The organism is Rummeliibacillus sp. TYF005 (genome assembly GCF_003844195.1).
GTDB lineage: Bacteria > Bacillota > Bacilli > Bacillales_A > Planococcaceae > Rummeliibacillus.
The window spans coordinates 26,575-39,409 of record NZ_ML122562.1; the positions used below are offsets into that span (position 1 = coordinate 26,575).

14 protein-coding genes are annotated in these 12,835 nt (G+C 34.9%); 2 read left to right on the forward strand and 12 right to left on the reverse strand.

All coding sequences use genetic code 11. From position 1 onward, the window contains the following. Nucleotides 1-170: 170 nt before the first annotated feature. The 12 genes from CW357_RS11345 to CW357_RS11400 form a co-directional block, all read right to left on the reverse strand. Nucleotides 171-1,604 (reverse strand): glycoside hydrolase family 1 protein, encoded by a 1,434-nt coding sequence (locus CW357_RS11345; protein WP_124218101.1) that lies wholly within the window; start codon nucleotides 1,602-1,604, stop codon nucleotides 171-173. Nucleotides 1,605-1,680: 76 nt separating this feature from the next. Then, entirely contained in the window at nucleotides 1,681-2,586 is a 906-nt protein-coding gene (locus CW357_RS11350; RefSeq protein WP_124218102.1) for an ROK family protein, read from the reverse strand. 146 nt (nucleotides 2,587-2,732) lie between these two features. Further along, nucleotides 2,733-3,737 (reverse strand): LacI family DNA-binding transcriptional regulator, encoded by a 1,005-nt coding sequence (locus tag CW357_RS11355; RefSeq protein ID WP_124218103.1) that lies wholly within the window; start codon nucleotides 3,735-3,737, stop codon nucleotides 2,733-2,735. Between the two features lie 35 nt (nucleotides 3,738-3,772). Continuing rightward, entirely contained in the window at nucleotides 3,773-4,615 is an 843-nt protein-coding gene (locus CW357_RS11360; RefSeq protein WP_369973763.1) for a carbohydrate ABC transporter permease, read from the reverse strand. Next, nucleotides 4,615-5,490: a carbohydrate ABC transporter permease gene (locus CW357_RS11365; protein WP_241155079.1), complete on the reverse strand. Its 876-nt coding sequence runs from the start codon at nucleotides 5,488-5,490 to the stop codon at nucleotides 4,615-4,617. The genes CW357_RS11360 and CW357_RS11365 overlap by 1 nt, the downstream gene beginning before the upstream one ends. A gap of 160 nt (nucleotides 5,491-5,650) precedes the next feature. Next, nucleotides 5,651-6,940 carry an ABC transporter substrate-binding protein gene (locus CW357_RS11370; protein ID WP_241155080.1) on the reverse strand — a complete coding sequence of 430 codons (1,290 nt, stop codon included), beginning with the start codon at nucleotides 6,938-6,940 and terminating at the stop codon, nucleotides 5,651-5,653. A 462-nt stretch (nucleotides 6,941-7,402) separates the two neighbouring features. Beyond that, nucleotides 7,403-7,927 carry a short-chain dehydrogenase gene (locus CW357_RS11375; protein WP_124218105.1) on the reverse strand — a complete coding sequence of 175 codons (525 nt, stop codon included), beginning with the start codon at nucleotides 7,925-7,927 and terminating at the stop codon, nucleotides 7,403-7,405. Between the two features lie 86 nt (nucleotides 7,928-8,013). After that, nucleotides 8,014-8,532, reverse strand: a complete 519-nt coding sequence (locus tag CW357_RS11380; RefSeq protein WP_124218106.1) for a GrpB family protein — start codon at nucleotides 8,530-8,532, stop codon at nucleotides 8,014-8,016. A 211-nt stretch (nucleotides 8,533-8,743) separates the two neighbouring features. Continuing rightward, complete coding sequence (locus CW357_RS11385; RefSeq protein ID WP_124218107.1) at nucleotides 8,744-9,484, reverse strand: arylamine N-acetyltransferase family protein; 741 nt, start codon at nucleotides 9,482-9,484, stop codon at nucleotides 8,744-8,746. 145 nt (nucleotides 9,485-9,629) lie between these two features. After that, nucleotides 9,630-10,379 (reverse strand): class I SAM-dependent methyltransferase, encoded by a 750-nt coding sequence (locus tag CW357_RS11390; protein ID WP_124218108.1) that lies wholly within the window; start codon nucleotides 10,377-10,379, stop codon nucleotides 9,630-9,632. A 279-nt stretch (nucleotides 10,380-10,658) separates the two neighbouring features. Then, the gene (locus tag CW357_RS11395) at nucleotides 10,659-11,069 is read right to left on the reverse strand and encodes a hypothetical protein (RefSeq protein ID WP_124218109.1); all 411 of its coding nucleotides are present in this window, start codon (nucleotides 11,067-11,069) and stop codon (nucleotides 10,659-10,661) included. Nucleotides 11,070-11,107: 38 nt separating this feature from the next. After that, nucleotides 11,108-11,515, reverse strand: a complete 408-nt coding sequence (locus tag CW357_RS11400; RefSeq protein ID WP_124218110.1) for a hypothetical protein — start codon at nucleotides 11,513-11,515, stop codon at nucleotides 11,108-11,110. Nucleotides 11,516-11,878: 363 nt separating this feature from the next. Between CW357_RS11400 and CW357_RS11405 the strand changes: the two genes are divergently transcribed. Together CW357_RS11405 and CW357_RS11410 are read left to right on the forward strand one after the other, a co-directional pair. Next, nucleotides 11,879-12,178 carry a hypothetical protein gene (locus CW357_RS11405; protein WP_241155081.1) on the forward strand — a complete coding sequence of 100 codons (300 nt, stop codon included), beginning with the start codon at nucleotides 11,879-11,881 and terminating at the stop codon, nucleotides 12,176-12,178. Nucleotides 12,179-12,524: 346 nt separating this feature from the next. Then, nucleotides 12,525-12,833 carry a PadR family transcriptional regulator gene (locus CW357_RS11410; protein WP_206426821.1) on the forward strand — a complete coding sequence of 103 codons (309 nt, stop codon included), beginning with the start codon at nucleotides 12,525-12,527 and terminating at the stop codon, nucleotides 12,831-12,833. The last annotated feature ends 2 nt before the right edge of the window (nucleotides 12,834-12,835 follow it).

Below are 12,835 nucleotides of genomic sequence, written 5' to 3' on the forward strand. Positions count from 1 at the left end.
ACAATATATTTGCTTCTTTTTGAAAGATTGCTTTAATTACCTCAGAGGAGATTTCTGTATTAGTTAAGCATCTTGTTTGGTCATTTTCTCCACTTCCACTAGCTCTTTTCAATCGGTTAAACCCTCTTAATTATTTGCAAAAAAAAGAAAGCGAAGTAATCCTCCGCTCTTTAGATTCCGTTCGATTCGATGACTTTTTTGTACCAATAGAAGCTGTCCTTTTTGATACGACGCAGGTCATGAGTTCCTTCTTCATGCTGATTAACATAGATGAACCCATAGCGTTTTTGGAAACCGTTCAGCCAACTTAGTAAATCCGTGAATGACCAAACACAATAGCCAAGCATTTCGACACCGTCTGAGATGGCTTCTTGAATAGCCTCAATATGTGCTTGTAGATACTCAATCCTGTAGTCATCATGGACTTTGTCCTGATCTTCTAGCTTATCAAATTCACCGAGCCCATTTTCACTTATCAAAATCGGTAAATCATATCGGTTCGTGATTCGGCGAAGTGCAATCCTTAATCCTTGGGGATCTATAGTCCAATCCCAATTAGTGCGTTCTAGGTTGGGATTCACCTTAGTTTTAAACAACCCTGGAATACCCGAATCCTTTGATGTTCCCTTGATGCCTGTTGTATTCATCTCACCGGCACCCACTCCATATTCTAATGGGTTGACTTCAAATGTCGTGCTTTGATAGTAGTTTAAGCCCATAAAATCTGGCTTGCCTTCTCTTAATAAGGTAAAGTCCCTTTCTTCCACTTCTGGTGCAAGACCTTCTTCTACTAAGTAGTTCCAGGTAGCCTTCGGGTATTTCCCCCAAGTATAAATATCCATCCACCAATGGCTGTTTAGATCCTCAGCATTTTCAGCAGCCAATATATCTTGCGGCTTTGAAGAAGCAGGATAGGCTGGCGAGTACGCAAAGCTTGGGCCAATTTGACCATCCGGAACATAATGACGAAATGCTTTGATGACACTGGCATTGGCTAGATTTGCGTGGTGATTCACCTGATAAAACAGCTTTGTATCCTTTATACCCGGTGGATGTGAGCCCTCATTATACCCATGGCTTGTAAAAATATTTTGTTCATTTAAGCTGACCCAGTACTTTACACGGTCTCCAAAGCGTTTAAAACATTCCACACCATAATTGGTAAAGTCCTCAATGATTCTTCGAGATTCCCAGCCACCATATTCATCCTGAAGTGCTTGAGGTAAATCCCAATGATACAAGGTCAAGATGGGCTCAATTTGATTTTTAAGCAGTTCATTAATTAAATTATCATAAAAGGCAACGCCCTTCTCGTTAATCTCGCCTCTTCCATTCGGAAAAATACGGGGCCAAGATACGGAAAAACGGTAAGCCTTTAAGCCCATTTCCGCCATTAAATGGATATCATCCTTATAACGATGATAGTGGTCTACAGCGACATCTCCCGTCGTTCCTTTAAATGTCTTACCGGGGATACGAACAAATTTGTCCCAATTACTCATCCCTTTCCCGTCCTTATTCCATGCACCTTCAATTTGGTAGGCAGCTGAAGCAGCTCCCCATAAGAAGTTCGTCGGAAACGGTTTCAATGTTTTATGCATTATCGTACTCTCCCTTCCACCCAGTTGTTGCTTTTCCCTTTTATACCATTGTTCTTAGAGACTCTCGAAATCTTCAAATCTAAAGTATGTCCTTCTGCCGTTGTAAAAAATGATATAGAGCACCGATTAAATTAGAATCATTGCCAAACTGACATCTTTCTACTTTAACCGTTAAACCTTCTGGTTCATATTTCATTTGCTGTAATTTTTCATTAATCTTCTCGACAAATCCCTCTCGATGACTGATTGCCCCTCCAATCAAAATCTTCTCCGGATCGAGGATGAAATGTAGATTATATATGCCAACAGCAAGTCGTCTCATAAACTTATCAATTTCATCCGCTACTTCCGTGTCCCCATTTTCAGCTAGCTCAAATATCTTTTTACCTGTCAGAACATTGGGGTCTATTCCTTTTCGTTTAGCAACCTGTTGGATTAATCCGCCTACCGCTGCTAAAGAACTATAGGATTCTCCAGTATTCGGCCCCAGATAGTCCTCCATCAACATATACCCAAATTCTCCCGCAAAACCATTTTTCCCATGTCGAAGCTTTTTATCGAGAACCACTGCACCTCCAATACCGATACCAAGCACTATACAAAGATAATCCTTCACATCCTTTGCTGCACCAATCCAACCTTCTGCCAATCCAGCACAATTTGCATCATTTTCTAGCTCAACAGGTAACTCCGTTCTATCCTGAAGAAGGTCTTTTATATTGGGTCCATGAATATATGGAAGAGCGGATGATCCCTCAATAATCCCCGTTTCAACATTCACGGCACCTGGTATACTAATAGCCAGCCCTTTTACCAAATAGCTTTTCTTAAACTCACCCACAATATCACCAATTGTATCTATAAATTCGGCTAGACTCTTTTTAGGAGTCGGAAGGGAGGATTTTTCAATAAAAGAACCTGTTTCATCCATCAGAGCATATTTTATGGCAGAGCCTCCAACATCAAACACCGCGTAGTAATTCACCATATAACCTCCTGCAACCTTATTTTTTATAAAAGGCTATTTATCCAATTCTTTCTTTTGTCGCAATAGAATAGCATTTACGAAATATCTGAACTTTATTATTAAATTGAATATTTCCGGGAATCTAGCAATATAGCCGAATTTATTCAACACGATTCCCTGATTATCAATTCTGAGTCAATAAATACTGGTTTTAATTGTGACCGGTCATTAATCAAATCGTCGAGCATATAGGCGGATAATTTACCAAACTTCTCTTTATCCTGTTTCACTGTCGTTAATTTTGGATGACTATATCGACACGCTGCAATATCGTCACACCCAATTAACCGGATATCTTGAGGACAGTTCAAGCCTGCCTCTTTAATCGCTTGCAATGCTCCAAGTGCCATCATATCTGACGTAGAAAAAACAGCCTCTGGCAGCTTTTTACTTTGCAGTATTCGCTTCATTGCCACATAACCGCTTTCCTCATGAAAATCACCATATTGAATCCAATCCTCACAAATTTCCAGACCGAATTGATTCATTGCCTCTAAGAAACCTTGTTTACGATAGGTAGAAACAGGAGAATCGAACTTACCACCAATAAAACCAATTTTTTTTATGGCATGAAGATAGAGATACTCTACCACTTTTCTTGCCAAACCCACATTATCCGTCATGATGTAACTTGCCTTTGGTCCTTTTAACTCGATATCTATTCCGATGCAGGGTAAGCCCTCTACAGCTATATCGTAGGTAGCTTCCTCTACTTCTTCTCCTGCAATGATTAAACAACCATCAACATTGAAATGCCGGCATCTTGCTATATAACTGCCATTATCCGTATTAAATTTTTCGTTTGAAAACATTAAAATATCGTATCCTAGTAAACCTATATTTTTCTTAAAAGAAGATAGAATCTCATTAAAATAAGAATGGGTCATATCTACATTAATTCTACCGGCATATATTAAACCAATCAGATTTGATTTTTTTGTTGCCAATGATCTAGCAGAAAAGTTAGGCTCATACCCACTTTGGTTAATAATATCCATAACTTTTTTCTTTGTTTCTTCACTTATTCCTTTATAATTATTGATCACTTTTGAAACAGTTCCTTTTGAAACATTTGCCATTTGCGCAATATCTTTAATGGTTAAATTCATGTTAATCCCTTCTAAGTTTGAGTAATTTCTTTTATTTATTTCACAGATCCTTCAGTAATACTTGAAATAAATAACTTGTTGAATGATAAAAAGACCACTAGTAGCGGTACAGTTGCCCAAAATACACCCGACATAATCATCCCAAAGTCCACATTTCGGGTATTGCTTAATTGGGCTAATGCTACTTGAATTGTATAATTCTCCGGATCCCTCAAAACGGTAAACTGCCATAGGAACTCTCCCCATACTGCGGTAAAAACAATAATACCTACAGTTGCAATTGCTGGTAGAATAATCGGAAGGACAATGTTGCGGTAAATTCTAAAATTCGAGCAACCATCCAATTTAGCCGCCTCAATAAGTTCATCAGGGACTGATTTACTGATATATTGCCTCATGAGAAAGATTCCCAATGGATTTAAGAAGAACAAAACCATTACACCTGGTAAGGTATCAAGCAAACCTGCTTTTGATATTAAGAAATATTGAGGTATTAAACCTAATTGCGGAGGAATAATCATCGTTAACAAAATTGCAATGAAAAGAATATTTTTCCCTGGGAAAGTAAACTTCGCAAATGCAAAACCAGCCAATGAACTAATGATCAAAACAACGATTGTTACAATGGCACAAATGACAAATGAGTTCCATATTGAACCGAAGAAATCAATTTGATTTAATACCTTTTTAAAATTTTCAACCAACATATTCCCCGGTGTAATCGTAGGAGGAATCGAGTTAAAGGCTGAGCTAGGTCTAGTAGCCATTACAAACATCCAATAAAACGGGAATAAAGATAATATAGAGGTAATGACTAATAAAATATAGACAAGGAGTTTGCCACTAGAAAATTTTCTTGCCCTTTCTATTATTTTCATCATCCATTCCTCCTTTTTCTTCCTATACCAGATGATAAGTATACATTGATTGCTGCAAGCGCTGTGATCAATATTAATAATATGATTGCTGTTGCAGATGCGGTGCCAAAGGATTGTAATCTAAATGCATCACGATACAAGTACATCACGATTGTCATTGCCTCATCTCTCGTAAAGGCATCATTTCCCAAAAATACAGTTGGCTCAGAAAATAATTGAAGTGCTCCCACGGTGGACGTAAAGACAGTCAATATGATAAACGGCTTCAGCATAGGTATGGTTATATGTCGGAATTGCTGTATTTTGCTTGCACCATCAATTGAAGCAGCTTCATACAAATCATTTGGGATACTTTGAATTCCAGCAAGATAAATAATCGTGTTATAGCCAACCCATCGCCAAAATACCATAATTGAAATCGCAAGTTTCGTTCCCCATTCTGACCTAGTCCAACTCACCGGATCAAGTCCTGCTAAACTTAATACATAGTTGGCTAAGGAAGATTCATGGTCACTAAACAGCACACTAAAAATGAGGGCTACCGCTACCATTGAAGTAATATAAGGCATAAAAATGGTGACTCTGAAGAAATTTCTAAATCTTAGAAATGCCATATTTAACAAGTAGGCAAAAATGATTCCAAACAAGATTTGAGGAGCGGTTCCCATGATTCCCATAACGATTGTATTATAAACCGCCTTCCAGAAAAGAGAATCAGTTAAGACAATTTTAAAGTTCTCCAATCCGGCAGGGATCATAGGGCTAAGACCGTTCCATTTTTGAAATGCTAAATAAATACTAAATATAGCCGGATACAAACCAATAATCGCAAAAATAATAAAGAAAGGAGCAATGTATAAATAGGCAGAATACATATCTTTTCTCGATTCAGACCTAACCCGCTTCTTTCTTCCCTTGACCTCATTTGTTACTGTATTCGCTTTCAGTTGAATACACCTCTTTTCCATCAAAGATGGGAGTGGCGTTCCCTACAAGACACACCTACTCTCCACCTTTTTCTAGTAAACTATTAAATTATCGATTTAATAAGCCCTTAGAACGCTTAATAGCTTCTTTCCATTCTTTTTCAGGGTCTGCTCCTTTACTTTGCACGTTCTTCAAAGCATTCAAAACTTCTGAATAAATTGGGAAATATTTTTCACCTTTATAAACAGCTCCATTAATATCTTGTGCAGCTTTTGCAAATACAGGTGCAGTTGATTGTCCTCCAAAGAATTCATCTTTATTTGTTTTGAAATCATCCATTTCATAGACCGATTGTGCAGAAGGGAATAGTCCCTTGTCTTTGAAGGATTTCAGTTGATTTTCTGGAGAAACTAACCACGCTGTAAATTTATATGCTTCTTCTGCATTTTTTGTTTCGCTTGGTATGGATATGAAAGATCCTCCCCAGTTCGCTGCAAATTCAGATGGCAGTGTTGCCACTCTCCATTTACCGATTGCTTCTTGTGCATTACCTTCCATCCAGCCCTTTAACCAGCCAGCTCCTAACTCAGCAGCGAATTCTCCTTTATTTACGGCATTCGCCCACTCCGGTGACCACATCTCAAATTTACCAACAATCCCCAGTTTGTTTAACTTTACGGCATAATCATAGGCATTTTTAACGGCATTTCCATCCTTTTCTAATAACAACTCGCCTTTATTATTAAGAAATGTTGTTTCTGCACCGTCCAAGTAAGCTCTGAATGCCATTTCAATACTATCTATAAATACCTTACCTGTTTTTTCTTTCACTTTAAGCCCTGCTTCTTCAAAAGCAGTCGGAGAATTAATGGATGCTGCCACTTCTTCCGGATCAGTTGGCAACCCTGCTTTCTCAAATAGATCTACCCGATAGTACAAGGCTTTCGGTCCAATGTCCGTCGGCAAACCAATCAAGAAATCACCACTATCGTTCTCACCTGTTTTCCATTTCCAATCTAGGTACTGATCTTTAATATCATTTGCCCCAAGGTCATATAAGTTTTCAAAACGGTCTTGTGCCGTTTTAAAACGGTCTAATTGGTCAATTTCCAACATGGCAATATCGGGTGCTCCGCTTCCAGCAGATAAAGCGGTAAATAATGCATCATGATGTTCTGCGGTTTCAGCAGCCCTTACTTTAACTTTGACACCAGGATTTTCTTTTTCATACTCTTTTGCCAAATCTTCATAATTAGTAGCACCAAATGTCCAAAAATTCAGAGTAACTGTATCTTTGCTTTTACCATTTTCTGAAGAAGTCTTTTCATTACATGCTGCTAATGACAATGCCAGAGCCGTAGATAGTCCAATAGCAATCAGTTTTTTAAGGCTTTTCAATTGTGATACCCCCATTATTGTTTTATTAAACATTCCCCGAATACATACTTTGAGCGATTCTTATATGTACCGACCCCCTTTTACTACGCTAATCTTGAAAAATATGAAATAGCAATAGCACTCCCCATAGAAATCGGTTTCTATAAAAGTTCATATAAATGTAAACGCCCAAAGATGAAACCGTTTTCGATTTCGATTATATATGTAACACCTTCTAAAATCAACCAATTATTTTAAATTATCAGAATATTTTTAGAAACCGCTTTCTCTATTACCTTTCGAAACTATAAAAATTAACCCTGCACAATTGAGAGACAGTTAAACAATTATTTTAATAAATAACAAAAGTTCTCCCTTATTAATCCTAAGTCTACGATAAATCTGCTCCACTAATACCAGTTCTGATACGGTAGTGGTTAAGCTTTTACTTTTATGTATGACCATTTAAGAAGGTCGTTGTTTCTAAGGTTCTGTCATTCCAACAATATATTTAGCTTCTTTTTGAGAGATTGCTTTAATTACCCCGGAGGAGATTTCTGTATTGGTTAACCATCTCGTTTGGTCATTTTCTCTCACAAAACCCAATTGCACTTGAGAATAGGTACAATTTTCAGGTACACTTATATTCTTTTTGATCGTTTCTAAATTTGAACGACTACCTAAAATATGAACCAAATGCCAATTATTTTTCTGTTTAGAAACCCCATTCATAATTGTAGAAAGAGCATCAGGAGCAGTAGAATGCACCCATGCAACGACTAAATCAATATCACCGATTTCTCTTATTTGTTCTTCTATTGCCAATTTCAAATCATTCGTATCATGATAGTCTAAATATAAAGGATTTATGTTCCTACATTGATCAATAAGGAAATCCATTTTCTTCTTACTTCTCCCAATGACAGTTACATCATCATATTGACTAGCCAACCAAACAGCTGCTTCCTTCAACATTCCACTACCCCCGATAATAAGTGCATGGCTCATAGAATTACCTCCTTTGTCTTTACCCTATTCAAGTAAAATTACTATTGTTCGCCAACTTACAATTCATGTAGCATTATACCGACAAACTACATCTTCAACCTTTCCGAAAACCAACTGAGCGCTTTTTGCTCCATTTCACTTACAAACTTCTTTTTTGCTGGACTATAATCACTAGTAGTTTCGTAGCGTTGCGCCAACTCTTCTTTAAAACGACTGTACTCGGCTACTTCTTGAGGATGATTTCTTAAATAATCTCGAAAGATCAAATGTCGTTCAATTTCAGGATTGTCAAATTGGTAAAAATGGATATGGTGAGTTCTGTTCTCGCCACCTTTTCTAAATAACCTCCTCCCTGTAATCCCCCATTCCCCAGCAACATCATAACCAAGGTACTCCATTCGCTTATTGAATAAATCTACCTTCTCTATGGATTTAACAATACACATCATGTCGATTACGGGTTTTGCTTTCATTCCATAAACTGATGTACTTCCAAAATGCTCACATTTGATGATCTCGTCGCCAAAGATTGTTTTCAGAAACTCCGCCTCAATTTGAAACATTTGAGGCCAATCTACACTATAGTCTGTAAGACGAACTTTCATAGTCATATCCTCTCCTTATCATTGTTAGGGACATGGCGTAGATGATATGTTCATCTTCCTGTCCTGTTAGAGATAAAATCAAACAACACTTTTAAAAAAGCCCATTCATTTAAATTTTGAATAGGCTTAAATTTATTATTTTGTTGTCTTATGTTTAATAATTAGCAACATACATTTTTCAATTAAATCAAAATGCTTTTGCATATCTGCATTACTGATAAAAATAATCCTTTTTAGCTTGTTGCTTTTCAACATCTGTTAAAACTCGGTTGTTCTTTTCACCATTTTTCATAATAACTAAATTATTTCCTGATAGTGTCACCGTACCATCTTCCGTACATTTTGTTAATAATGCGCGCTTGTTGAACATAGATTCTTCACTTTGCTCAATAATTTGCTGCGAAATCCGTAGCTGATCCCAAGTGATGCTTTCTCGTTTAAAACGATATGCTAACTTAAATTGTTTGTCACGATAACTACGTTTCATATACAGTTCATCATCAATAATTTTATAGTCACCATTCGTTGAAGATACGACTTGACCATCTAATGGTACAGGTATTAATGGTATATTATTTCCAAAACCTGCATCTATTAAATAGACATGTCCTTGTTCCTCTAATAATATGACAGTGTGTGTGTGGCCTGTTTTTGAGAATGCTTGGCGTGTTTCTTCATATATAATTGCAGAGATCAATTTCACATTTAAATGATTTTCACGGAGTACCTCAAATAATAACGTATTTATTTCATAGCAAAGTCCACCACGATGATTCGTTAAAAGTTTCTCTGCAATTCTTTCTAGCGAAAGTGGCTTAGTCGTTCTATCCATCACATCTAAATTTTCAAAAGGAATGTACTTCGCAATATGGCGTAATATTATGGGCATATGTTTCAAATCTATCGTTGTATTTTCTAAATGAATTCTTTCTAAAAAACTGTTTGTTAACATGCTTTCACCTACTCTATGTTTCTATATGTCAGGACTTAGTGCAAAACTTACGGGACTCTGACTTTTTTAGCTAAACTAATCCTCCATTTATTTTACACTTTTTAAAAAGCATTCACTTCCAATTTGAGAAAGTTTGTTAATTTCATCACTTTAATCGTGCATGAACAACCATTGAAATGCTATTTGCATCAAACGCTTCTTTTTTCCATGAGCCATGTATATTGATTAACTCAAAGCCATGTTGTTGTAAAAGTCGTTTTAATTCTAATGGATATGTATATCTTAGTTTGATACTATCTTTATACTCATTTTTTGAAGATATGTATGTTGAAGTACAATCTAAAATTTGAGTCAAAGGATTATATACTTCCTGATGAATAACTTTTGTTATGTCTCCATTTTGCTCAATCGATTCTTCAGAAAGATCAACGTTTGATAGTTCATGTAAAATAGGATTTCTGGTGTCAAAAATAAATTCACCTTTTACGTTCAAATGCCTTTTGACCGACATCAATAGAGCATCTTGACTTTCATTAGTTAAGAAATGTTGGAAGGAGTTACCCGTCATATATATAAAGTTTGATTTGATAGGCAAGTTTAATTGCGTACAATCCTGAATGCTTAAATGAATGTTAAGACCTTCTTCATCAGCTTTTTCTTGTGCATACTTCAGCATTCCTGCATGAATATCAACACCATAAACTAAGTGTCCTTGTCTTGCTAAAGGTATTGCTAGGCGACCTGTTCCACAAGCAAGTTCAATAATTGTTTGTTTACGCTCACCTAAATGAGCTTCGATAAAATCTAAATCTGCCGTATAACTTTTATAGGACTCATCGTATTCTCTTGGATTCGCATATTTGGATAAATTATTACTAAATTCATTGATAGACATAGAACAAGCTCCTTTTTCGAAGACTGATTTCGTAACCGAAGTTTTAATTTGGGAATTAATTTAACCAAATATATTAAAAAATCACTTTAAATTTCCAATTAAATATGTTGAGGGCTTGCAGCATCCCCTCTAGGTTTGTCATCGTCCTCCAAAAGAACGAAAGTGAAATCCTCTCTATCAACAAGTTATACTATTCGTAATATTCAGTGTTTAAAATATAAATTAATCTGAAACGGTTCCAATAAACTATGGAATTTAAATGTTAAGCCAAATATAAGGCTATAATCTTTTTACAACCAAACTCCCTAATCCCACCAAACTAAATAGAACTGTTAGTATAAAAATTAAAAGCCCTGTTTCAATTGTTTTTATCCCCATTGCAAAAGCAATGATTAAAGCTAACCCTGAACCAGTCAAAGTGAAGTACAATACAACCATAAAATATTTTTGTAAATTTTTTATAGTTCTTTCATCATAACTTGGAATATTACCGTTTCTCTTTTCTCTCCACATAGAAATAGCAAGAAAGATAACCATTCCACCAACAGCCCCTACTATAGCTGGAATCATTAAGTCCCATGGATATTCATTTGTTGTGTTGCCAATTATATAGATACCTATTGCCCCACCAATTAACATTAAAGCAACTACTACAACACCAATTATTGAATTTAAATATATAGTTTTCATAATTACTCCCTTTCATCTTCTTAATATGATTAATCACATTATTTTCTATCAATACAAATATCATTTTTTTCAGCAAAAACGATTAAATCAGCATGCATTTTTTTATATTTATAATTATTTATTTTCACATTAAATCCTTTTTCCAATTTAATATAAGTCCAATTTTTTGACTTAGAAAATTTAATGTTAACAATATTCCTTTTGAACATTTCCTTTTTATATATTGAAAATCCTAAAAACTTTATCGTGCACACTAATTTGGCATCACAAATATCAAACTCAAAATTTATAAACAAAATAATTGCTGTTATAAAAATAATGAATAAAAAAATATAATTTAATATCACCGAATCATTTAATTTGGAAAATGAAGAAAAATATAAGTTCAATTGCAAAACTAAACAAATAAAAACTAGTAGCTTAGATGGTCTGATTAAGTAAATCATTTTTCATATATTCCTCCAATATATGTTATAATTCATCTCGTTAATCAATTTTAACATTTTTACCCAAAAGTAAAAATGTTTTGTATACAAGGAGTAAATATGTCAAAACTCAATAAATATGTTAGCTTAATAACAATAATAACAATAATCTCATTAACCTTGTTTTTGCTTAATGAAATCACTAAAATATTATTTTTAATAATTTTCATTCCATCATCTATTTTCATGTTATTATTTGGAATTTTAGAGTTAAAAGAAAACATTAAAAAGTAATGATGGAATACAATTAGTATCAAAACTTGTTAAAATATAGTTATGAAAAATCGATAAATAGGAAGTTTAGATTCAAGAAAGGGTGGGTTGATGATTCGAGTATTTTTGGAAATCATTCGAATTACAGCAATTTTTTTAATTCTTGGAAGTATAATGGGCGCTTTAATAAAATTAGTTTATGGGAATTTTGGAATAGATGTTGATAATACCAATGGAGGTTGGATGGTGGGAATATCTATTCTTATAATAATTTTTGTATTGTATAGAAATAGGCTCCAATTTTCAGGGGTTTATAAAGGTGAACACAGAGTAAAACTTTCAAAAACACTTAGTGCTTTTCTTATTACTAGTTCAGTTTTAATGTTGATCTTTGCCCCTTTAGTTCATTAACAGGAGTTTTAACAAAACAACTGAGAAACTACCCCAAGTATTTTTCAATTATCAACCGCACGATTATGAAGCATTCTAGGAACTTTTTTATAAAATCGATACTTAAATTTACTACATAACAATCCTTGTTTCATAAAAACCCTGTTTTTAAAAACAGGGTTTTTTCTAATTCAACAATTGATCAACGATCCATTCAGAACATAAATTTCTAATTAAAATATGGGCTTGTATTTTTCCATGTTCTTCTAAAAATTTTCAATATACTATCTTGCACTAAACTATAGTGTAATGTAAGATAGATGTAACAAGAGTATGGAGGTGAACAACCTTGTCCACGACTAGTCAAATGTTAAAGGGTTTATTAGAAGGCAGTTTACTGGCGTTAATAGCAAAGGGAGAGACTTATGGATATGAAATTACTGAAAAATTGAATGAGCATCATTTTGCAGTTGTAAGCGAAGGAAGTATTTATCCTGTATTAATGCGATTGCAAAAAAACAATTTTGTAACATCTGTCCAAAGAAAATCGCCAAGTGGACCCAAAAGGAAATATTATTCGATTACGAAAGAAGGACAAGAAGAACTAGAAAGGTTTAAAAAACATTGGGATAAGGTTTCATCGGGAGTAACTTCACTATTAGAAGAGGAGGATTAATG